The following is a 22,149-nucleotide window of genomic DNA, read 5'->3' as shown; positions in this document are numbered from 1 at the left end:
CCGCTCTACCCGGAGAGATGGAAGTTGCCGGAGGTGCCGTAGATGGCCAGCGAGATCAGCAGTGTCACCGTGACCACCGCGACCAATGAGGCCCGCACCGCATTGCCGACCGCGATCCCGACCCCGACCGGTCCGCCCGCGGCGTTGTAGCCGTAGTAGGTGTGAATCATCATGACCGCCAGGGCCATGAAGATCGCCTGGGCGAAGGACCAGAGGATGTCGCTGGGGATCAGGAAGGTGGAGAAGTAGTGGTCGTAGACGCCCGCCGACTGCCCGTAGATGACCACGGTGGCGAATCGGCTGGCGATGAACGAACAGATCACCGCGAGCGCGTACAGCGGCACGATCGCGATCATGCCCGCGAGCACCCGGGTGCCGACCAGATACGGCACCGGCCGGATCGCCATGGACTCCAGTGCGTCGATCTCCTCGGCCACCCGCATGGCGCCCAGCTGCGCGGTCGAGCCCGCGCCGATCGTTGCCGCCAAACCGATTCCGGAGATCACCGGCGCCGCGATGCGCACATTGATGAATGCCGCGAAGAAGCCCGTCAATGCCTCGACACCGATATTGCCGAGCGAACTGTAACCCTGCACCGCGATGGTGCCGCCGGTGAACAGCGTGAGAAATCCGACGATGACAACCGTGCCGCCGATAACCGCCAATGCGCCTGTGCCCATGCTGATTTCGGCGATCAAACGAATAGTCTCGGTGCGATAGTGCATCAGTGCGCGTGGGATGGAACCTATTGTCTGCGCATAGAACACCGCATGTTTACCCAGCGAATCGAGCGAGTTCGAAAAGCGACGCACTCGCCGAACGGTACGCGGGAAGCGGGATTGGATTACGAATGCCATCGGCTCACCGCGCCGCGAACTTGATACCGACGGCGGTGACCACGACGTTCACCACGAACAGGGCCATAAAGGCGAAGACAACGGTCTGGTTCACCGCATCACCGACACTCTTGGGACCGCCTTTGACATTCAGGCCGAGATAACAGGCCACCAGTCCGGCGATCAGCCCGAACAAGCCGGCCTTCACTTCGGAGATAACCAGCTCGGGCAGATGGGTGAGCAGCGTGATGCCATTGACGAAAGCGCCGGGATTCACATCCTGCAGCAGCACCGAGAACAGGAAGCCGCCGACGATGCCGATGGTGCACACCAGGCCGTTCAACATCAATGCCACGAACATCGAGGCCAGCACCCGCGGCACAACCAGCCGGTGCACCGGGTCGATACCGAGGACGCGCATCGCATCGATCTCTTCGCGAATGGTTCGCGCCCCGAGATCCGCGCAGATCGCGGTGGCGCCAGCGCCCGCCACGATCAATACGGTGACAATCGGCCCGACCTGGGTGACCGCACCGAATGCCGCGCCCGCGCCGCTGAGATCGGCGGCACCGATTTCGCGCAGCAGAATGTTGAGCGTGAAGCTCACCAGTACGGTGAACGGAATCGCCACCAGCAGGGTCGGAATGATCGAAACACGTGCGATGAACCAGGCCTGATCAATGAACTCGCGCCCTTGAAATGGACGTCGAATGCTGGCCCGCGCAACGTCGGCGACGAGTTCGAAGAATCCGCCGACTGCCCGCAATGGCACAGCAAGGACCTCGTTCATGCACGATCCTCCTTGCTCATCCTGCTGATTCCGCTCATCGCACGATGCCCCGCCCTGGCCACATCGCCGCAACGATTAGAACATGTTCTCATTGCTGTAGGAAGCTTTTTGGCACATTTGAACTGCCATTTTTCTCAAATTCGGCCCATGAATTTGTAACAGGTGTCATTTGAGGGTGGCCTTACCCTTGTGAGGCGTCACACACCGTTGACTCCCATGTCTACCAAGCGCCGCACCGGCGATCAACAACTGGTCGAGTGATCAGCTGGCGTCCGATGGCACCTGCCATCACAGAGTCAGTTGTCGAGATCGATCAAAGAGGACGCTGAAAACGTACGCCCCGTGGGGCGCTGCGCGAAGTAACCGCCGAGCGTGGCGGCGAGATCATTTACCGACCACTGATCATCGTCGGCATCGAAGCGCTGTTCGACCACCGGCGCGGCCATCAAGGCCACCATCGGGCCATAGACGACGAACAGCTGACCGTTGACCGCGTCGGCGGCAGGTGAAGCGAGATAGGCGACCAAGCGCGCCACATGGTCCGGCGACAGCGGATCGATGCCGTCCTGCGGCGCCGCACTGAAGACCGCCTCGGTCATCGCGGTGCGCGCACGCGGCGCGATGGCATTGGCGCGCACGCCGAACCGAGACAGCCCGCGCGCGGCAGAGAGCGTCAGTGCGGTGATGCCGGCTTTGGCCGCACCATAGTTGGCCTGTCCCTCGGGGCCGAGCAGGCCCGCTTCGGAAGAGGTGTTGACGAGCCTGCCGTAGATCGGCGCGCCCGCCGCCTTGGACTTGGCCCGCCAGTAGGCGCCCGCGTTGCGAGTCAAGAGGAAATGGCCACGCAGATGGACGGCGACCACCGCGTCGAAATCCTCGTCGGACATGTTGAACAGCATGCGGTCGCGGGTGATGCCCGCATTGTTCACCACGATGTCGACGCTGCCGAACGCTTCCTCGGCCGTGCCGATCAGCGCGTCGGCGGTGGCGCGCTCGGCAATGCTGCCCGCGACGAACTCGGCCTTGGCGCCGAGTGCACGGATATCGGCGAGCGTCTCGGCCACCGCATCCGACTCCGTCAGATCGTTGACCACAACCGATGCACCTGCCCCCGCCAAGGCCAGCGCCTCGGCACGGCCCAGTCCGGCGCCGCCACCGGTAACGATGGCCACCCGCCCAGCAAGGCTCACATCCGTGTTGTCCACATCGCTCACAGCTGCACCTCGCTGGCGCTCGGTTCCGCCGTGCGTGATCCACACGCTGTGTTTTCGGTTCGTTCGCTGCGCTCACTCACGGGCCGACTCTAGAACGTGTTCTCACCAACGGCAAGCCATCGGCTACTGCAACTTCAGCGCCGCCTTCGGGCATTGGGCGACCGCATCCTCGACATCGGCGAGCCGATCATCCGGCACGTCGGCCGACACGATGTGCAGCACGTCCTCGTCATCGAGTTCGAAGACGTCGGGGGCGATTCCGACACAGATTCCGTTGGCTTCGCATTGGTCGAGATCGACCGTGACCTTCATGGGAACTCCTTAAACGCGACTCTGGTCGAAGCGTAACAACACCAGGTCATATCGGGTACCGCCATTGTGCGGATTCGGTAGCAATACTGGAACATGTTTCAGTTCGTATGCAATGATCGGTTGACCGACATCGAACGAGCATGAGGACTGCCATGCGCATTGCGTATACGCCGCAGCAGGAAGAGCTCCGCGCGGAGCTGCGCGACTACTTCGCGCGGCTGATCACCCCGGAGCGCCGAGCCGCGCTGAGCGCGACCACCGGCGAGTACGGCCACGGCAACGTCTATCGCGAGGTGGTCCAGGAAATGGGCCGCGACGGCTGGCTCACCCTGGCCTGGCCAAAAGAGTTCGGCGGCCAGGACCGTCCGACCATGGACCAGCTGATCTTCACCGATGAGGCGGCCATCGCCGGTGCGCCGGTGCCCTTCCTCACCATCAATTCGGTGGCTCCGACGATCATGCACTACGGCAGCGAGGAGCAGAAGAAGTTCTTCCTGCCCAAGATCGCCGCGGGCGAACTGCACTTCTCCATCGGTTATTCGGAACCGGGCGCGGGCACCGACCTGGCCAGCCTGCGTACCACTGCCGTGCGCGACGGCGACGACTACGTGATCAACGGCCAGAAGATGTGGACCAGCCTGATCGCCTATGCCGATTATGTCTGGCTCGCGGTCCGCACCGACCCGACTGCCAAGAAGCACAAGGGCATCAGCATGCTCATCGTGCCGACCACCGCCGAGGGCTTCTCTTGGACCCCGGTGCACACCATGGCCGGACCGGACACCAGCGCCACTTACTACCAGGACGTCCGAGTGCCGACGAGTTCACTGGTCGGACAGGAGAACGGCGGGTGGGCACTGATCACCAATCAGCTCAACCATGAACGCGTCGCGCTGACCTCGGCCGGACCGCTCACGGTCGCGCTGAACCAGACCACCGAATGGGCGCGCGATACCAAAGCTGGCGACGGTTCCCGGGTCATCGACCAGGAATGGGTGCGGCTCAATCTGGCCAGGGTGCAGGCCAAGGTCGAATATCTGAAGCTGCTGAACTGGGAGATCGCCAGCCGGGCCGATGCGGGCGGCGATGCCGCGCCACGGCCGTGGGATGCCTCGACCTGCAAGGTCTACGGCACCGAACTGTCCACCGAGGCCTACCGACTGCTCATGGAGATCCTCGGACCGCAGGCCTATCTGCGTCAGGATTCGCCCGGCGCCGAGCTGCGCGGACGGTTGGAACGGTTCCATCGCGCCGCACTGATCCTCACCTTCGGTGGCGGCACCAACGAGGTCCAGCGCGACATCATCGCGATGACCGCACTAAAGCAACCCGCCGCGGCGCGCTGAGCAGAAAGTAGAGACCATGGACTTCACACCCACCGAAGCTCAGCTCGATCTGACCCGCCTGACCGCCGAGGTCTGCGCCAAGTTGGTCACCGCGGACCGGATCCGCGAACTCGACGCCGAGGGCCGCTTCGACGAACCGCTCTGGCAGTCGCTCGCCGAGACCGGCGTATTGGCCGCCGCACTGCCGGAAGCGGTGGGCGGCGGCGATTTCGGCGCGCTCGAGCAGAGTGCCGTGCTGCGCGAACTGGGCAAGCATGTCGCCGCGGTGCCGTATCTGTGGTCGATCGTGGTGGGCGCGGGTGCGCTCGCGCGTTTCGGCTCGGACGCCCAACAGGATTGGGCGCGTCAGGCGGGTGCGGGCAGTATCATCCTCACGGCCGGTCTTGCCGAGGAGCACAACTGGGAGCCGACCAAGCCGACCACTGTGGCCCATGAGGTCGATGGCGGCTGGCGACTCACCGGCGCGAAGACCACGGTGCCCTATGCCGATCGCGCGGCCCGAATCCTGGTCCCCGCTACGGTTTCCGGCGCACCCGCGCTGTTCCTAGTGGATCCCGCCGATGCGACGGTGCATGTGACCGCCCAGCGCGTAGTCGACTTCAGCGCCGAGTTCGGCGTCGAATTCCACGACACCCCAGCAGAATTGGTCGCGACGGCGGCCTCCGGCGCGGAAATCCTGGACTGGATACTCACCCGCGCCTGGCTCGGCCTGAGCGCGCAGCAATTGGGCACCTTGGAACGCGCACTGGAACTGGTCGCCGAATATGCCCGCGAGCGTGAACAATTCGGCAAGGCAATCGGCAGTTTCCAGGCCGTAGCGCAGCGCCTGGCCGACGCCTACATCGACGTCCAAGGTCTTCGGCTCGCAGTCACCCAGGCCGCCTGGCGGGTTTCGGAGGATCTGGCCAGCGCCGAAGCCGTGCACACCGCCAAATTCTGGGCGGCCGACGCCGGACATCGCGTGGCGCACACCGTGGTTCACGTCCACGGCGGCGTCGGCATCGACCGCGACCACATCGTGCACAACTACTTCACCGCCGCGAAGCACAATGAATTCGCACTGGGCGGGGCAAGTGACCACCTGCGGGCCATCGGCTCCCTGCTCGCGGAAACTCCCGCCTGACCGAGCGCTAGCGGCTGCTTGCAGATCGCTCGAAAGGGACGGTGCCCGCATCACCGAATCGGCCCGCCGGACCTGCCACCGGCGGGCCGATTACTGCGCGACGCAGCCGTCACGCGGCCGCATGATCCTCGAGCGACCCGACGAAAAGTTGTCGGGTCGGCTCCGGCAGTGTGGTGCGGAATCGTTGGACGTGGATTTCGAATGGCTTGCCGGTCTTGCGATTTCGAAGCCGGATGGTCGGGTCGCGGCGGCCGATGTGTACCCGCCCGGTATTCCACAGGCGGTGAAAGTCGGGCTGTGCGCCCAACTCGCGCAGTAGCAACTGGACATCGGCTCGTGCACCGGCACGGCCCGCGTAGGCGCGAAAACGTCCGACCATCAGATCCGCCTCGTGCTCCCATTCCTCGATCACCAGACGTGCCAGCGGATCGGTGAACATCCAGCGCAGCGCGTGTCCGTTCGGCCGCAGGCCGGGGAAGGCCGCGTCGAAGGCGTCGTTGCAGTCGATGACGCGCCAGCCGTCATCGAACGCTGCCGCGAGATGCGGGGTCAATGCGTCGAGTGTCTTGCGCACGGGTGGGGGCACCGGGCCCGGCCGCGGCACAGCACCGCTGAATCGCTGCTGCGCAAGGTGATACAGATGGATGCGCTCGTCCGGATCCAGTGCGAAGACATCGGCGAGCGCATCGAGAATCGATGGGCTCGGATTGAACGCGCCGCCCTGTTCGATCTTGGCGAGGTAGCCGACGCTGGAGTGGATCGCCTCGGCGAGCTGTTGTCGACTCAGACCACCCGGATGCGACGCGGTCGGCCGCTGCCGCCGCATCCGCACGAATTCGGCGAGCGTCGGCACCTGTAGTTCATCCATGTTCCTCCTTCGGGTCGCCGCCCATGGATGACGTTATGCCTTGCCGCTCAATCCTTCTGGACCAGGCCTTCACGCGGGTGCTGGCGCTGGAGTACAGCAAACGGAATCTGCGGGCGGTCTGCGTTTCGCCCGGCGGCATCGAGACGGCCATGACCTACAGCCTGCTCGATGTGCCACCGGACATCGATCCGAGTCTCCTGAGCAAGATGGCTCCGGCCATCGGGCCGCTGCTCGGCGCACCCGAGATGGTCGCCGGTGTGGTCGCGATGGTCGCCTCCGAAGATGGGGAGTTCATCACGGGGACAACGATTCACGTCGACGGTGGCGCGCACATCTAAACGCTGATCGGCGTCGATATCAGATAGCGCTGCAGAGTCGGTGCGATATCGGCGATGATCTGCTCGCGGGTCAACTCGACCACCGGTGGCAGCTCGAGCACGTAGCGGCACAGCGCAAGCCCGAGCAACTGGGTGACGATCAAACCTCCGCGGCGCTGCGCATCGTGCGGATCGCCGAAGCGCAGCACCGCGGGCAACACCTGTTCGGCGAAGATCTGCCGAAAGCGTTCGCTGACCGCCTCGTCGGTAATCGATGAACGCAGCAGTATTACCAGCACTTTGTTATCGGGCTGGTCCTCCCAGATCGCCAGGAATCGGCGAATCAGCAACTCGCCGATGGCATCCGGATCGGCTGCGGCCAGATCCGGCAGGTCCAAGCGCACATCGACGGCAGCCGCGAAGAGTCCATCCTTACTGCCGAAGTAGCGCATCACCATCGACGGATCGATCGCGGCATCGGCGGCGATGGCGCGGATGGTCGCCTTGCGAAAGCCCTCGGCGGCGAAGCGGGCACGCGCGGCCGCCAGGATGGCCGCGCGGGTGGCATCGGAGCGACGCGCAGGTGGTTTATCAGGCACGATATTCATGCCAACAAGTGTAGGCCAACAACTGTTGACTACCGAAGGGGGTGCGCGATACGGTTATGCCAACGAACGTTGGCCTACAGATGTTGACCTAGGAGTTCCGATGAACACCACCCCGCTGCCGGAGACCACTTCCGTCGTCATCGTCGGGGCCGGTCCGGCCGGACTGACCACCGCGATCACCCTGGCCGACGCCGGTATCGACTTCATACTGCTGGACCGGCTCGCCGAGGGTGCGAACACCTCGCGCGCCGCGGTCGTCCACGCCAGGACCCTGGAGGTGTTGCAGGAACTCGGCATTGCCGAGGAACTGGTCGATCGCGGCATCGTGGTCCCGACCTTCCGCGTGCTGGACGGCAACCGCACACTGGCCACAGTGCCGTTCGGCGGACTGCCCACCGAGTACCCGTACACGCTGATGGTTCCACAGGACACCACCGAGGCCGTCCTGCTCGCACGGTTGCGCAAGGCGGGCGGGGATGTGCACCGGCCGTACCGGATCACCAAGGTCATCGATGAAAATGGCAGCGTCACAGTCGAATACGTCGACGGCGCGGGCCTGACCGGCACGATCCGCGCGGACTATGTAGTCGGCGCGGACGGTATGCACAGCGTCGTCCGGGAACAGGCCGGCATCGGCTTCACCGGCGCCACCTACCCGGAATCCTTCGTACTCGCCGATGTCCGCATGGACTGGCCCATCGCGCGTACGGAAGTGGCACTGCATCTTTCGCCGGAGGGCGTGACGGTGGTCGCGCCGCTGCCGGACGACACCGATCCGAATCGGTACCGGGTCGTGGCGACCGTCGCCGAGGCCCCCGAACACCCGACCGCCGAGGATATTCAGACCATCTTGAACACCCGCGGCCCCGGCGACAGCGTGAAAGTCCGTGAAGTGCTGTGGAGCTCGCGCTTCCGAGTGCACCACCGCGTCGCGGACCACTACCGCGCGGGCCGCCTCCTGCTCGCCGGAGACGCCGCACACGTGCACAGCCCCGCGGGCGGCCAGGGCATGAACACCGGCATCCAGGACGCCGCCTTCCTCGGCCCCCTGCTGGCCCGAGTGCTGAACGGTGAACCCGACACCGTGCTGGACGCCTACGAAACCACCCGCCGCCCAGTCGCTCTCGGCGTCGTCGCCTTCACCGACCGAATGACCACAATGGCCACCCTGCGTCCCCGCCCCGCCCGCTTTCTCCGCAACACCGTCATGACAGTGGCAACCCGCATCCCAGCAGTCCGCACCAAGCTCGCCTTCCGCCTCGCCGAACTCGCCAACCGCTGACCCGCCAACGAACTCAGCGCCGCGCACGGATTCGCACGCCACGCACAATTCGCCGAGTCAATCGGTGCGTGTCACGCGAAAAGGTGCGCGGCATTGCGCGATCAGTTGCCGGTGAAGGTGGGTTTGCGCTTTTCGGCGAAGGCTTTGGGGCCCTCTTTGGCGTCGGATGAGCGGAAGACTGCCATGCCTAGTTTCGCTTCGATTTGGAAGGCGTCCTCTTCGGGCATGGCCTCGGTTTCGCGGATCGTGCGCAGAATCGCCTGTACCGCGAGGGGGCCGTTGGCGGCGATCTGGGCGGCCAGTTCGAGTGCCTTGTCCAAGGCGGTACCGTCGGGCACCACATGGCCGATCAGCCCGATCTCCTTGGCCTCGGCGGCGGTGATGTGCCGACCGGTCAGCAGGATGTCGGCGGCCACGGTGTAGGGGATTTGACGGACCAGTCGTACCGCGGAACCGCCGAGCGGGAACAGACCCCAGCGCGCCTCGGACACACCGAATTTCGCACCCTCCGCGGCCACCCGGATGTCGGTGCCCTGCAGAATCTCGGTGCCGCCCGCGATGGCAGGGCCTTCGACCGCCGCGATCAGCGGTTTGGTGAGTCTGCGGCCCTTGAGCAGCGCCTCGAGTTTCGTCGGATCGAAGCTGCCCGCGGCGGAGGCATCACCGGGATGCCGGGCGGTCATCGCCTTCAGATCCATACCCGCGCAGAACGCGCCACCGGCACCGGTCAGGATCGCGGCGCGGATATCGGGATCGTCGTCCACCTGATCCCAGGCGTCGCGCATGATCGCCATCATCTCCGCCGAAAGGGCATTGCGGGCCTCGGGCCGATTCATAGTGACGATGAGGACGTGATCGCGCTTCTCGACGAGGCAATCTGGCATTACTGATTCTCCTGACTTTCCAGGGGGATGGCAGGTTGGCGGAGTCGACCCGGGTGGGCAAATTCGGCCTTGTCAGAAACAGTAACACGTTCTATTTTTAGCTTTGTGAGCTACAACATAGCGGACCTAGTCGAACACGCCATCGATCTGATGCCCGACCGCGTAGCGCTGGCCGACGACGGCCGCGAGGTGACTTACGCGCAGCTGGAGGAGCGTGCCAACAAACTCGCCAACTACCTGCTGCAACAGGGTGTCCAACCGGGAGACAAGGTGGGCATCTATTCACGTAATACGATCGAGGCCGTCGAGGCCATGGTCGCGGTCTTCAAGGCTCGCGCCGTGATGATCAACGTGAATTTCCGCTACGTCGAGAACGAGTTGCAGTACATCTTCGACAATTCGGATATGGTCGCGCTGATCCACGAGCGTCGCTACAGCGACCGGGTGGCCGGGGTTCGACCGAATACGCCCCTGCTGAAGACAGTCATTGTCGTGGACGACGATACGACCGGCACCATCCCGACCGCAGCCGATTCGGTGGAATACGAGACGGTGCTGGCGCAGTCGTCCGGTGAGCGAGACTTCGGTGAGCGCTCGGCCGACGACATCTTCATGCTCTACACCGGCGGCACCACCGGCCTGCCCAAGGGCGTGATGTGGCGGCACGAGGACTGGTGGCGCGTGCTGGGCGGCGGCATCAACTTCCTGACCGGCGAATACGTCGAGGACGAATGGCACCAGGCCAAGACCGGCGCGGGCAATCCGCAGATGGTCCGCTTCCCGATTCCGCCGATGATCCACGGTGGCTCACAAACCGCGACCTTCCACAGCCTGTTCGACGGCGGTAAGGCCGTGATGATTCCGGAGTTCACCGGACACGGCGTGTGGCAGCACATCGACCGGCACAAGATCAACCTCATCTTCATCACCGGTGACGCCATGGCCCGCCCGATGATGGACGCGCTCGCCGAGGGCAATCCGGAAACCGGTGCGCCATACGACCTTTCGAGCCTGTACGTGATCGCCAGCAGTGCCGCGCTGTTCTCGCCGACGCTCAAAGACCAGTTCCTGGAACGGCTGCCGAACCGGATGATCACCGATTCCATCGGCTCCTCCGAAACCGGCTTCGGTGGTCTCGCCGTTGTCGCCAAGGGCGCCAACCACACCGGCGGCCCGCGGGTGAAGATCGATGCCGCCACCCAAGTTCTCGACGAACAGGGCAATCCGGTGCAACCCGGCTCCGGGCAGGTCGGCTTCCTCGCGCGCAGTGGCCACATTCCGGTCGGCTACTACAAGGACGAGGCCAAGACCAAGGCGACCTTCAAGGAGTTCAACGGAATTCGCTACTCCATCCCAGGCGACTATGCCCAGGTCGAGGAGGATGGCACCGTCACCATGCTCGGCCGCGGTTCGGTGAGCATCAACAGCGGCGGCGAGAAGATCTACCCGGAGGAGGTCGAGGGCGCGCTCAAGATCCACCCCGAGGTCTTCGACGCGCTCGTGGTCGGCGTTCCGGACGAGCGGTGGGGACAGCGCGTGGCGGCGGTCGTGCAGTGTCGCGGCGACAAGCGTCCCACCCTCGATGAACTGCGTCCGGTGCTCACCCAGGAGATCGCGCCCTACAAGCTGCCGCGCAGCGTGTGGTTCGTGGATCAGATCAAGCGCAATCCGGCGGGCAAGCCAGATTACCGTTGGGCCAAGGCGCAAACCGAGGAGCGCCCGGCCGACGAGCATGTCGAGGCGAGCAGCAAGTAGTACCCGGCTGGGCATCGACATCGGCAAGGGCTGCTGCGGCAGCCCTTGCCTTTCTGCCGTTGGTCCTGCGGCGATAGGAGTTCGAATTGACCACGCCCCTTGCGTTTTTCGCGGCAGTCGACGACGCGTTCGAGCCTTTGCCATTCGCGTCGAGCGCGTGGTCGCCGAATATGGTCAATGGCCCCGCGGTCTGTGGGCTGCTGGCCAGGGCGCTGGAGACCCAGCATTGCGCGCAAGGATTCTCACCCGCCCGGCTGACCGTCGACCTCTTCCGGCCCACGTTGTACAAACCGGTGACGGTGGTGACCGAACTGGTGCGCGACGGCAATCGAATCCGGGTCGCCGATGCCGCACTGATGCAGGACGGCGAGGATGTGGCACGCGCCAGCGCGGTCTTCCTGAAGCGGTCGGTGCAGCCGCCGGGTGAGCGGTGGACGCGTGCGGAATCCCCAGAGCCACCTCCGGTTCCGGTCGCGAACGGACCGACGGCGCCGATGTGGAGCAGCGGTCCGGACGGCTGGTCATCCAGGATCGGCGATCATCAGAACAACGGACGCAAGCGCATGTGGCAGGCCCCGCTCTCGGTGGTCGAGGGTGAGCCGCCCTCGTCATTCGCAGGTGCGGCGATGATCGGCGAGTCGACAAGTCTCATGACCAATTGGGGCACCACCGGAATCGGTTTCATCAACGCCGATCTGACACTGGCGCTGGCGCGTCCGCTGATCGGATCGGAGATCGGGGTCGAGGCCGACAGCCATATCAGCGCGTATGGCATCGCCGTCGGTAGTGCGACCTTGTTCGATCGGCACGGGTCCTTCGGCACCTGTGTGGTGACCGCGCTGTCCAATGCCGACCGGCAGATCGACTTCAGCAATGGCGACCCGCGCCGGAGAGTCGGCATTTTGTAAGGCCGTCAGCTGCCCGGATAGTCCATCCAGAACGGCTCCCACTGGTGGCCGTCAGGATCGATGAAGGTGCGGCCGAACATGCCGACCTGGGCCTCCTGTGCCCTGCGGTCCTCGTTGATTTCCTCGGTGGCGCCCGCGGCCAGCGCGGCATTGGTGAGTACATCGACCTCATGGGCGCTGGCCAGGGATAACGCGTAGGCGCCGCCGATGGTCGCGACCGTGTCCGCGATCGGACGCTTGCTGAATGTCGTGAAGAAGTCCCTGGTCAGCAGCATGGCGCAGATATTGTCGTCGATGACGATGCAGGCGGCATTGTCATCGGTGAATTCCTGATTCACCTTCCAGCCGATCGCCTCGTAGAAATTCTTGGACCGGCCCAGGTCCGCGACGGGAAGGTTGATGAAGATCATCTTGCTGGGCATGCGGGATCCCTTACGTCGGCTTCGGCGGTCTCTATGTAGAGACGGATCGAGTGCGCGGAACTCATCGGTTCCGGCCGTTGTGTAGCCGGAAATCTAGTGATGATCTTGAAACCGCAGGTAGGCGGCGGTCTTGCCTTCGCTCGCCCAAGCGCACCGAACTATTGACGGATTGTGTCCGGCGCGCTCGATTGTGCCGATTCGGGTCTCGAATGTGTCGGTGGGCTGTGGCAGGGTGACACCCATGAACGACTCCGTCGGCCTCACCCCGGAGGTCCTCGAATCTTTCGAAGGACACCGGCGGGAACTGTGCGCCTACGCCTATCGCATGCTCGGCTCCTCCTTCGAAGCGGAGGACGCGGTGCAGGAGACCTTCACCCGCGCGTGGAAGTCCTATGACTCGTTCGAGGGACGCGCCAGCCTACGGTCCTGGCTGTACAAGATCACCACCAATGTCTGCCTCGATATGCTCGACGGGCCACAGCGCCGAGCCCGGCCGATGGATCTGTCCGGTCCGTCGCGGCCGGATTCGCCGATGCCCATGCCGCAGCCGGATTATGTCTGGATCGAACCGATCCCGAATGCATTGGCATTCGGATCCGATCCGGCCGAGCACGCCTCCGCCAAAGACACACTGCGGCTGGCCTTCGTCGCGGCCTGTCAACATCTGCCCGCCACCCAGCGCGCGATTCTGATCATGCGTGAAGTACTGCGGTTCTCGGCCAGTGAGACCGCCGAGGCGCTCACCATGTCCCCCGCTTCGGTGAACAGCGCACTGCAGCGTGCCAGGGCCACCATGTCGAAAGTGCAGCCCACGGCCACCGACACCTACGACGAAACCGATAGCGACCAGCGCAAACTCGTCGACGATTTCGTGAAGGCCTTCGAGGCCTACGATTTGGACACTCTGACCTCGCTGCTGAAAACCGATGTGGCGCTGTCCATGCCGCCGATCGAACTGTGGGTCTCGGGCCCGGAGAATGTGGCCGCCTTCATGCTCGGCCACGGCAAGGGCTGCCGCGATTCGCGCATGATCCGCCTGGAAGGCGCCAACGGCCTCCCCGCCTTCGGCCACTACAAGCCGAGCGAAACCGAACCCGGCGTCTGGCTCCCCTGGTCCATCACCGTCCTGGAACTCGACGGCGACGCAATCGCAGGCCTCAACTTCTTCCTCGACACCGAAAAGCTGTTCCCGCTCTTCGGTCTGGCACCGGAGCTGCGCGAACCGGTCGTGTGAGGTTGGTGGTCGCGCGAGGTGTCGGAGGGACGAGCAGGCAAAGAAGGCCGCCGGGGGACGAGCAGGGCAAAGAAAGGCTGCCGGCACGAACGAGCAGGCAAAGAAAGCCGCCCGGAAAACGAGCAGATCGGAGCGGCGGACGCCAGAACACACCAAGACGAGCCCGGCCCCCCGCACACCCTATGAGCGTCACGCACAGCCAATGACCACCGCGCAGAACGTATCCCCACAGCGCGCACGTCATCGGGTGTGCGACAGCACTCCCCTACACCCGGTGAGTCGGCGAGCCGGCCGGAGAGCGATGGGCGGGCCACTGGACCGGCGAACGCCAGAACCAACCAAAACAAGCCCGGCCGTCGCGCACAACCTGTGAGCCTCACGCACAAGCAGTGACCATCGCGCAGAACATATACCCTCTGCGCGAAAGCCCTTGGCTCTGCGACAGCAATCCCCTACCCCCGGTGAGTCGGCCAGCAGGCCGGACGAGGAACGCCCAGAGCGGACGAGGCGCCCAGCAGGCAGGACCAGCAGCCACCCCAGGCCAAGCCAGCGGACCCAGACCACACCAGTGAGCGCACGCTGGACCCGCGGACACCAGGGCACACCAGGTAACTCACCCGGCCCTTCCGCACACCCTATGGGCATCACGCGCAGCCAATGACTACCGCGCAGAACGTATACCCTCGCGAAAGTCATTGGGTCTGCGACAGCACTCCCCCCACCCCCGGCGAGTCGGCCAGCAGGCCGCAGAGCGCCGGGCGGGCACCGACCATCGCACACCGGAACACACCAAGACGAGCCCGGCCGTCTCGCACACTCTATGAGCGTCACGCACAAACAGTGACTATCGCGCAGGGCGTATGCCTTCTGCGCGATAGTCACTGGGTCTGCGAGAGTGCTCGCTTATGCAGGGATGTAGCGGTCTCGGAGTTTGCGTTTGTAGAGTTTGCCGTTGGGGTCGCGGGGGAGTTCGTCGAGGTAGTCGATGGAGCGGGGCATTTTGTATTTCGCCAATTGGGTTGCGGCGTAGGCCAATAGTTCGGTGGTGAGTTCGTCGTTGCCCTCGACGCCCGCGACCGGCTGGACGACGGCCTTGACCTCCTGGCCCCAATCCGGATGGGGCAGACCGAAGACCGCGACATCCTCGACCTTCGGGTGGGTGGTCAGCACATTCTCGATCTCGGCCGGGTAGATGTTCACCCCACCGGAGAGGATCAGATCGGAGCGGCGGTCGTGCAGGTAGAGGTAGCCGTCCTCGTCGAGATGGCCGATATCGCCGACCGTGAAAAGGTCACCGACCCTCGACTCTTCGGTCTTCTCCTTGGCGTGGTGGTATTCGAAGCTGGACGCGCCCATGCGCATGTAGACCAGACCGGGTTCGCCAGTGGGAACTTCGGAGCCGTCTTCCTCGCTCAACACCTTGATCACCGACCAGGGCCATGCCTTGCCGACCGATCCGGGCTTCTTCAGCCAATCGGTCCCATTGATCACCGTGCCGCCGCCCTCGGTGGCCGCGTAGTACTCGGTGACGGTCGGACCCCACCACTCCAGCATCTGCCGCTTGGTCTCGGCTGGGCACGGCGCCGCACCGTGCACCATGCTGCGCAGCGACGAAACATCGTATTTGGCCCGCACATCCGCGGGCAGTGCGAGCAGGCGGTGGAATTGGGTCGGCACCATATGGCTGTGGGTGACCTGGTGCTTGTCGATGAGCCGCAGCATTTCCTCGGCGTCCCAGCGATCCATCAGAACTACCTTGTGCCCCAATTGGATCGAGATCGTCGCGAAGTTCAGCACGGCTGTGTGATAGAGCGGCGAACCGCAGATGTGCACGTGATCGTCATAGGGCTTCAGCCCGAACAGGCCGAAGAAGGCGGGCGACTGCGCCGGTACGACATCGGGGTCGGTGCCGGTGAGCGGGCGCCGAACGCCCTTGGGCCGCCCCGTGGTTCCCGAGGTGTAGAGCATCGGCGCGCCGGTGGTCCGGTTATCGGGACGACCCGTGTCGGCCGCACCCAGCCACGACACGGACTTGAAGCCCTCGATCTCGCCGACCGCGAAGCGCGCGGTGGCGGGCAGTCCGGCCTCATCAGCGGCGGCGATCGCGGCGGCGGCGAATCGGTCACTGGCGATGAAGGCCTTGGCCTCGCTATCGGCGAGGATGTAGGCGACCTCCGGTCCGGTCAGATGCCAGTTCACCGCGACGATGTACAGCCCGGCCTGATAGGCCGCGAAGTAGGCAGCGACCGCCTCGACGCAGTTGTGCACCATGCTGACCAGCACGTCGCCGGGCTGCAGGCCGAGCGCCCGCAGGCCGGTGCCGTAACGGTTTGCGAGCGTGGCCAATTCGCGATAGCTCACCTCGCGGCCGGATGGATCCACGAGAGCGATCCGATCGGGTTGCGCGTTCGCGATGTTCCAGAGACCGAGAATTTCTGCTGACTCCATCGGGGGATGGTGCGGAGCCGACGGGGTGGGTGAATCAGTCACCCCTACGAATCTAGAACGTGTTCTACATCTGTACAAGGGGTGCGAGCCGATGCAATTGTTCGATATCTGGAACCGACACCAGCATTTCGGTGACACCCGCGGCTTCCCAGACCCCGAGTTGCTTACGCACATGCTCCTCGTCGCCGATGATCGCCGTATCCAAAATCAGCTCATCCGGCACGATCGCGGCGGCCTCGGCCTTCTTCCCGAATTGGAAGAGCCTGCCGATCTCGTCGACCTCGCGCTCATAGCCCATGCGTCGGTAGACCTGGGCGTGGAAATTCAGTTCCGGTGCGCCCATACCGCCGATGTAGAGCGCCATGATCCAGCGCATCCGTTCCAGTTCGCTCTTGGGATCGTCGGTGATCACGACCTGACAGCTCGCCGCGATTTCGAAATCCTCCCGCGAACGCCGCGCCCCGGCCCTGGCGAAGCCCTCGTCGAGCCAGTCGTTGTACATCCCGGCCAGCCGTGGCGCATAGTAGATCGCCAGCCAGCCATCGGCGATCTCGGCCGTCAGCGCCACATTCTTCGGCCCCTCGGCACCCAGCCAGATCGGCAAATCCGCTCGTAGCGGATGCACGATCGGCTTGAGCGGCTTACCGAGTCCGGTGGCGCCCGGCCCGGTGTAGGGCAGTGGGTACTGCGGCCCATCGTTGGTGACCGGCGCCTGCCGCTCCAGGATGCGGCGAATGATGCCGACATACTCCCTGGTGCGTTGCAATGGCTTGGCGAACGGTTGGCCGTACCACCCCTCGACCACCTGCGGCCCGGAAACGCCGAGACCGAGGATGGCCCGGCCGCCGCTGAGATGATCCAGCGTCAGCGCGTGCATGGCCGTCGCGGCTGGCGTGCGGGCCGACATCTGCACTACCGAGGTGCCGAGGCGCACCCGATTCGTCGACGAGCCCCACCACATCAGCGGCCCGAACGCATCCGACCCCCAGGATTCGGCCGCGAAGACCGCGTCGAACCCGGCCGCCTCGGCGGCGACAACGATCTCACCGGCATTCGGTGGCGGCTGCGCCATCCAGTACCCGAGTTGCAATCCGAACTTCATGGCCGACCTCTTTCCACGCAACTTCTTGCCACCAGAATAAGAACCTGTTCTACTCGATATCGTGACTCAGGGGAATACCGCATCCGGCACTGTTACGGATGAGAGAGGGTCGGATTTGAACACCGGACCTGATGTACTCAGCGCACCCCTGCGGGTGCAATTCGACTACACGCGATCGGTCGGACCGACCATCGGCACCTTCCTTGCCGCGTTGCGCACCCGCCGGATCGTCGGTGTGCGCGGCTCGGACGGGCGGGTACTGGTGCCGCCGCCCGAATACGATCCGGTCACCTCCGCGCCGCTGACCGAATTCGTCGATGTGGCCGATACCGGCACCGTTCAGTCGTGGACCTTCGTGCGCGATCCGCTGCCCGGTCAGCCGTTCGACCGCCCGTTCGCCTGGGCACTGATCAAGCTCGACGGCGCGGACACCACGCTGCTGCACGCCGTCGATGTTTCCACACCCGAGGACATCCACACCGGACTGCGCGTGGTGGCACGCTGGGCCGACGAAACCATCGGCAGCATCAAGGACATCGCCTGCTTCGAACCGGGCGAAATTTCCAACGCACCGACACAATCCAGCGCGGACGGCGAGCCGATCGAAGTGCTCATCACCCCCGTCGACCTGCACTACATGCACAGCGCATCGCCGCAGGAGACCATCTACCTGCGCGGTCTGGCCGAGGGCAAGCTGCTCGGCGGACGCACGGACGCCGCGGGCAAGGTGTACTTCCCGCCCCGCGGGGCCAATCCGACCGACGGCCGCCCGACCGACGAAGTCGTCGAACTGCCCGACCGCGGCATCGTGACCACCTTCTGCATTGTGAATGTGCCGTTCATGGGCCAGCGGATCAAGCCACCGTACGTGGCGGCATATGTGCTGCTCGACGGGGCCGATATCCCGGTGCTGCACCTGGTGCTCGGCTGTGACGCGAGCGAGGTGCGGATGGGCATGCGGGTGGAGGCGGTGTGGAAACCGCGCGAGGAGTGGGGTTTCGGGCTCAGCAATGTGGACCACTTCCGACCCACCGGCGAGCCGGATGCCGACTACGAGACCTACAAGCACCACCTCTGAGAGGCCACGTTGACGAACAACGCTCTGCCTACCGACCCCGCCGTCTCCGCACGCTCCGACGGCTACCGTCCCCCTAACGACATCGCGGTTGTGGGCTTCGCCCACGCACCGCATGTGCCGGAGACCTTCGGCACCACCAATGGCGTCGAGATGCTGGTGCCCTGTTTCCAGCAGCTCTACGCCCGACTCGGCATTACCAAGTCCGATATCGACTTCTGGTGCTCCGGTTCTTCGGATTACCTGGCGGGCCGGGCCTTCTCGTTCATTTCGGCGGTCGATGCCATCGGCGCGGTGCCGCCGATCAACGAATCGCATGTGGAAATGGACGCCGCGTGGGCGCTCTATGAGGCCTTCGTGAAACTCCGCTCCGGCCAAGCGCAGACGGCGCTGGTGTACGGCTTCGGCAAGTCGTCGGCCGGTACGCTGCGCCAGGTTCTCACCATGCAACTCGATCCGTATCTTGTCACTCCGCTGTGGCCCGATGCGTGGTCCATCGCGGGTCTGCAGGCGCAGGCCGGACTGGATGCCGGACGCTGGACCGAGCGCGATATGGCGGCGGTGGCGGCCGGTGATTCCGGTGATATCGAAAGTCTGCTGGCCGCACCGTATGTCGCCGATCCACTGCGCGCGCACGATGTCGCACCGGTCACCGACGGCGCGGCCGCCATTGTGCTCGCGGTCGGCGACCGGGCACGCGAACTGTGCGAGCGCCCCGCCTGGATCACCGGCATGGCGCATCGGGTGGACACCCCCAACCTCGGCGCTCGCGATCTGACCGTATCCCCGTCGACTTCCGCTGCGGCACAGTCGGTCACCGGTGGCGATACCAGCGGATTCGATATCGCTGAACTGCATGCGCAGTTCAGCCATCAGCAGCTGATCCTCGCCGAGGCCATCGGGCTGCGACCCGAGACCACAGTGAATCCCTCAGGCGGCGCACTGGCAGGCAATCCGATGTTCGCGGCGGGTCTGGAGCGCATCGGCTTCGCGGCCGAAGCGATTATCGCGGGTACCGCGAATCGCGCGTTGGCCCATGCCAGCAGTGGTCCCGCCCTGCAACAGAACTTGGTAGCCGTTTTGGATTCGGAGGCGAGCCGATGAGTTTCCCCGCTGCGGTGCTCGGCACCGGACAAACCCATCACGTGACGAAACGAACCGATGTGTCCATGGCGGGCATGTGCCGCGAGGCAATCGATCGTGCACTCGTCGATGCCGGACTCACTATCGCCGATATCGATGCGGTGGTGGTCGGTAAGGCGCCGGACTTCTTCGAGGGCGTCATGATGCCCGAGTTGTATCTGGCGGATGCGTTGGGCGCCACCGGAAAACCGCTGCTGCGCGTACACACCGCCGGATCCGTCGGCGGCTCCACCGGTATCGTCGCCGCCAATCTGGTGCAGGCGGGGGTGCACAAGCGCGTACTGGCCATTGCCTGGGAGAAGCAGTCGGAATCGAATGCCATGTGGGCGCTGTCGGTTCCCGTGCCCTTCACCATGCCCGTCGGCGCGGGTGCGGGCGGCTACTTCGCCCCGCACGTGCGTTCCTACATCCGTCGATCGAATGCGCCGAGCCATATCGGCGCGATGGTGGCGGTGAAGGATCGCCGCAACGGCGCGAAGAATCCGCTGGCGCATCTGCACCAGCCCGATATCACGCTGGAGAAGGTGCTTTCCTCCCAAATGCTGTGGGATCCCATCCGATTCGACGAGACATGCCCGTCCTCGGACGGTGCGTGCGCCCTGGTGATCGGTGACGAGGATGCCGCGAAGGCCGTCGAGGCCACCGGTAAGAAGGTCGCATGGGTGCACGGCACCGCCATGCGCACCGAGCCGACCACCTTCGCCGGACGCGATCAGGTCAATCCACAGGCCGGACAGGACGCAGCGGCCGCACTGTGGCAGTCCGCCGGAATTACCGACCCGCTCAACGAAATCGACGTCGCCGAGATCTACGTGCCGTTCTCCTGGTTCGAGCCGATGTGGTTGGAGAACCTGGGCTTCGTTCCGCAGGGCGACGGTTGGAAGCTCACCGACAAGGGTGAGACCGAGATCGGCGGCACCCTGCCGGTCAATCCGTCCGGCGGCGTGCTCTCCTCGAATCCGATCGGCGCCTCCGGGCTCATCCGATTCGCCGAGGCCGCCAAGCAGGTCATGGACCGGGCCGGGGACTACCAGGTCGCGAATGCCAAGAAGGCGCTCGGACATGCGTATGGCGGTGGGTCGCAGTACTTCTCGATGTGGGTGGTCGGCTCGGAGCAGCCCAGCTGATGAACCCGTTGAAGTTCACCGTCGGCATTGCGCTGAGTCCGCTGGAGCAGCTACCGGAATTGGCGAAAACCGCTGAGGAGTGCGGCTTTTCGTCGATAGCCCTCCCGGATTCGCTGTTCTATATGCAGTCGGCCTCGGCGAAGTATCCCTACACCGCCGACGGCAGCCGCTTCTGGGGTCCGGAGACGCCATGGGTCGACCCGCTCATCGGTGCGACCGCCATGGCGGCCGTGACCAGCCGCATTCGCTTCTACACAAACGTGCTCAAGCTCGGTTCGCGCAATCCACTGCTGCTCGCCCGCCAGGTGGGCTCGGTCGCCAACCTCTCCGGTAACCGATTCGGGTTCGGCGTCGGAATCGGTTGGGCACCTGAAGAATTCGAGTGGTGCGGCGTGCCCTATGTCGCTCGTGGGGCACGGGTCGACGAGATGATCGAGGTCATCAAGCTGGTACTCGGCGGCGGCATGGTCGAGTACCACGGGAAGTTCTTCGATTTCGAGCCGCTGCAGATGAGCCCTGCGCCGAGCGAGCCGGTGCCGTTCTACATCGGCGGCCACACCGCGCCCGCACTACGGCGGGCGGCCAAGGTCGGTGACGGCTGGACCTCGGCGATGATGACCTACGAAGAATTGTGCGCCACCATCGACAAGCTCGATACTCTGCGGGCCGAATTCGGGCGGGAGAGTCAACCTTTCGAGATTCAGGCGGTGTGCATCGACAAGTTCGGGCGCTCCGGATATCAGGATCTGGCCGATGCCGGAGTGACCGATGCGATCGTGGTCCCGTGGCTGGCCGACGGCATCGGCTTCGACGGTGAGCTGGCGGCCAAACAGGAGTCACTGCGCCGCTTCGCCGCGAAGAATATCGAGGAACCCATCGTCGCGAAGGCACGCGCATGAGTAATTCCGAACATCCAGCACGAGCCGCCGGACTCGCCTCGCAGGCGGCGGTGCGCGCCAGGGACAAGCAGGCCTGGGTCGATCTGTTCGCAACCGACGGCATCGTCGAAGATCCCATCGGCCCCTCGGGTTTCGATCCAGAGGGCAAGGGCCACCGCGGTAAGGAGGCCATCGCGGCCTTCTGGGATATGGCAATCGCGAAGACCGACTCGATCGAGTTCCTGTTCGAGGACTCCTTCGCCTGCGGTAACGAAATCGCCTTCACCGGCCTGATCCGCACCAAGATGGGCGGACACCAAATCGATGCCGAGGGCGTATTCACCTACAAGGTCGACGAATCGGGCAAAATCGCCGCGCTGCGGGCCTTCTGGGAGGTCGACCGGGCCATGGCGACCGCCAAACCGATTACCTGAGCGCGCTGCCTCTCCCCTCGGGGCAGCACAACAATGGCCCCCG

22 protein-coding genes are annotated in these 22,149 nt (G+C 64.7%); 12 read left to right on the top strand and 10 right to left on the bottom strand.

Annotated elements, in window-relative coordinates:
- Positions 1-5 precede the first annotated feature (5 nt).
- From ACQP2U_RS02610 to ACQP2U_RS02595, 4 genes are all read right to left on the bottom strand, one after another.
- Positions 6-857: an MlaE family ABC transporter permease gene (locus ACQP2U_RS02610; RefSeq protein WP_397030512.1), complete on the bottom strand. Its 852-nt coding sequence runs from the start codon at positions 855-857 to the stop codon at positions 6-8.
- Positions 858-861: 4 nt separating this feature from the next.
- Positions 862-1,626: an MlaE family ABC transporter permease gene (locus ACQP2U_RS02605; protein ID WP_062988486.1), complete on the bottom strand. Its 765-nt coding sequence runs from the start codon at positions 1,624-1,626 to the stop codon at positions 862-864.
- Positions 1,627-1,922: 296 nt separating this feature from the next.
- Complete coding sequence (locus ACQP2U_RS02600; protein ID WP_433713208.1) at positions 1,923-2,840, bottom strand: 3-oxoacyl-ACP reductase; 918 nt, start codon at positions 2,838-2,840, stop codon at positions 1,923-1,925.
- A gap of 123 nt (positions 2,841-2,963) precedes the next feature.
- On the bottom strand, positions 2,964-3,152 hold the full coding sequence (locus ACQP2U_RS02595) for a ferredoxin (protein ID WP_062988489.1): 189 nt from the start codon (positions 3,150-3,152) through the stop codon (positions 2,964-2,966).
- A gap of 152 nt (positions 3,153-3,304) precedes the next feature.
- Between ACQP2U_RS02595 and ACQP2U_RS02590 the strand changes: the two genes are divergently transcribed.
- On the top strand, positions 3,305-4,498 hold the full coding sequence (locus ACQP2U_RS02590; protein WP_433713207.1) for an acyl-CoA dehydrogenase family protein: 1,194 nt from the start codon (positions 3,305-3,307) through the stop codon (positions 4,496-4,498).
- A 16-nt stretch (positions 4,499-4,514) separates the two neighbouring features.
- Positions 4,515-5,621, top strand: coding sequence for an acyl-CoA dehydrogenase family protein (locus tag ACQP2U_RS02585; protein WP_433713206.1), 1,107 nt, complete (start codon positions 4,515-4,517; stop codon positions 5,619-5,621).
- A gap of 109 nt (positions 5,622-5,730) precedes the next feature.
- Here ACQP2U_RS02585 and ACQP2U_RS02580 read toward each other — a convergent pair whose 3' ends face one another.
- Positions 5,731-6,489, bottom strand: coding sequence for a helix-turn-helix transcriptional regulator (locus tag ACQP2U_RS02580; protein WP_433713205.1), 759 nt, complete (start codon positions 6,487-6,489; stop codon positions 5,731-5,733).
- Positions 6,490-6,524: 35 nt separating this feature from the next.
- Here ACQP2U_RS02580 and ACQP2U_RS02575 point away from each other — a divergent pair, with 35 nt between their 5' ends.
- Positions 6,525-6,827 carry an SDR family oxidoreductase gene (locus tag ACQP2U_RS02575; RefSeq protein WP_433713204.1) on the top strand — a complete coding sequence of 101 codons (303 nt, stop codon included), beginning with the start codon at positions 6,525-6,527 and terminating at the stop codon, positions 6,825-6,827.
- Here the strand turns inward: ACQP2U_RS02575 and ACQP2U_RS02570 are convergent.
- Positions 6,824-7,414, bottom strand: coding sequence for a TetR family transcriptional regulator (locus ACQP2U_RS02570; protein WP_433713203.1), 591 nt, complete (start codon positions 7,412-7,414; stop codon positions 6,824-6,826). The two genes, ACQP2U_RS02575 and ACQP2U_RS02570, sit on opposite strands and share 4 nt — an antisense overlap.
- A gap of 100 nt (positions 7,415-7,514) precedes the next feature.
- On the opposite strand from ACQP2U_RS02570, the gene ACQP2U_RS02565 reads away from it, so the two are divergent.
- Entirely contained in the window at positions 7,515-8,696 is a 1,182-nt protein-coding gene (locus ACQP2U_RS02565; protein ID WP_433713202.1) for an FAD-dependent oxidoreductase, read from the top strand.
- A 101-nt stretch (positions 8,697-8,797) separates the two neighbouring features.
- Here the strand turns inward: ACQP2U_RS02565 and ACQP2U_RS02560 are convergent, their stop codons facing one another.
- Positions 8,798-9,580 carry a crotonase/enoyl-CoA hydratase family protein gene (locus tag ACQP2U_RS02560; protein WP_433713201.1) on the bottom strand — a complete coding sequence of 261 codons (783 nt, stop codon included), beginning with the start codon at positions 9,578-9,580 and terminating at the stop codon, positions 8,798-8,800.
- A 105-nt stretch (positions 9,581-9,685) separates the two neighbouring features.
- On the opposite strand from ACQP2U_RS02560, the gene ACQP2U_RS02555 reads away from it, so the two are divergent.
- Together ACQP2U_RS02555 and ACQP2U_RS02550 are read left to right on the top strand one after the other, a co-directional pair.
- Positions 9,686-11,335: an acyl-CoA synthetase gene (locus ACQP2U_RS02555; protein ID WP_433716347.1), complete on the top strand. Its 1,650-nt coding sequence runs from the start codon at positions 9,686-9,688 to the stop codon at positions 11,333-11,335.
- 86 nt (positions 11,336-11,421) lie between these two features.
- Positions 11,422-12,243, top strand: a complete 822-nt coding sequence (locus ACQP2U_RS02550; protein ID WP_433713200.1) for an acyl-CoA thioesterase domain-containing protein — start codon at positions 11,422-11,424, stop codon at positions 12,241-12,243.
- A gap of 5 nt (positions 12,244-12,248) precedes the next feature.
- Here the strand turns inward: ACQP2U_RS02550 and ACQP2U_RS02545 are convergent, their stop codons facing one another.
- The gene (locus ACQP2U_RS02545) at positions 12,249-12,665 is read right to left on the bottom strand and encodes a VOC family protein (RefSeq protein WP_433713199.1); all 417 of its coding nucleotides are present in this window, start codon (positions 12,663-12,665) and stop codon (positions 12,249-12,251) included.
- A gap of 241 nt (positions 12,666-12,906) precedes the next feature.
- Here ACQP2U_RS02545 and ACQP2U_RS02540 point away from each other — a divergent pair, with 241 nt between their 5' ends.
- Entirely contained in the window at positions 12,907-13,899 is a 993-nt protein-coding gene (locus ACQP2U_RS02540) for a sigma-70 family RNA polymerase sigma factor (protein ID WP_433713198.1), read from the top strand.
- 903 nt (positions 13,900-14,802) lie between these two features.
- Here ACQP2U_RS02540 and ACQP2U_RS02535 read toward each other — a convergent pair.
- A complete protein-coding gene (locus tag ACQP2U_RS02535; RefSeq protein ID WP_433713197.1) occupies positions 14,803-16,347 on the bottom strand; it encodes an acyl-CoA synthetase in 1,545 nt (514 codons plus the stop codon).
- A gap of 64 nt (positions 16,348-16,411) precedes the next feature.
- Positions 16,412-17,449, bottom strand: coding sequence for an LLM class F420-dependent oxidoreductase (locus ACQP2U_RS02530; RefSeq protein WP_433713196.1), 1,038 nt, complete (start codon positions 17,447-17,449; stop codon positions 16,412-16,414).
- Positions 17,450-17,564: 115 nt separating this feature from the next.
- Between ACQP2U_RS02530 and ACQP2U_RS02525 the strand changes: the two genes are divergently transcribed.
- From ACQP2U_RS02525 to ACQP2U_RS02505, 5 genes are read left to right on the top strand one after another with little or no spacing between them, the layout of a single operon-like run.
- Complete coding sequence (locus ACQP2U_RS02525) at positions 17,565-18,527, top strand: Zn-ribbon domain-containing OB-fold protein (RefSeq protein WP_433713195.1); 963 nt, start codon at positions 17,565-17,567, stop codon at positions 18,525-18,527.
- Between the two features lie 24 nt (positions 18,528-18,551).
- Complete coding sequence (locus ACQP2U_RS02520) at positions 18,552-19,628, top strand: thiolase domain-containing protein (RefSeq protein WP_433716346.1); 1,077 nt, start codon at positions 18,552-18,554, stop codon at positions 19,626-19,628.
- Positions 19,625-20,794, top strand: a complete 1,170-nt coding sequence (locus ACQP2U_RS02515) for a thiolase domain-containing protein (protein ID WP_433713194.1) — start codon at positions 19,625-19,627, stop codon at positions 20,792-20,794. The genes ACQP2U_RS02520 and ACQP2U_RS02515 overlap by 4 nt, the downstream gene beginning before the upstream one ends.
- A gap of 8 nt (positions 20,795-20,802) precedes the next feature.
- The gene (locus ACQP2U_RS02510; RefSeq protein WP_433716344.1) at positions 20,803-21,693 is read left to right on the top strand and encodes a TIGR03619 family F420-dependent LLM class oxidoreductase; all 891 of its coding nucleotides are present in this window, start codon (positions 20,803-20,805) and stop codon (positions 21,691-21,693) included.
- On the top strand, positions 21,690-22,106 hold the full coding sequence (locus tag ACQP2U_RS02505) for a nuclear transport factor 2 family protein (protein ID WP_433713193.1): 417 nt from the start codon (positions 21,690-21,692) through the stop codon (positions 22,104-22,106). Before ACQP2U_RS02510 ends, ACQP2U_RS02505 begins: the two co-directional genes overlap by 4 nt.
- The last annotated feature ends 43 nt before the right edge of the window (positions 22,107-22,149 follow it).

It is taken from the genome of Nocardia sp. CA-084685 (assembly GCF_050955785.1).
GTDB lineage: Bacteria > Actinomycetota > Actinomycetes > Mycobacteriales > Mycobacteriaceae > Nocardia.
This window is presented reverse-complemented; position numbering and strand designations above follow the sequence as displayed.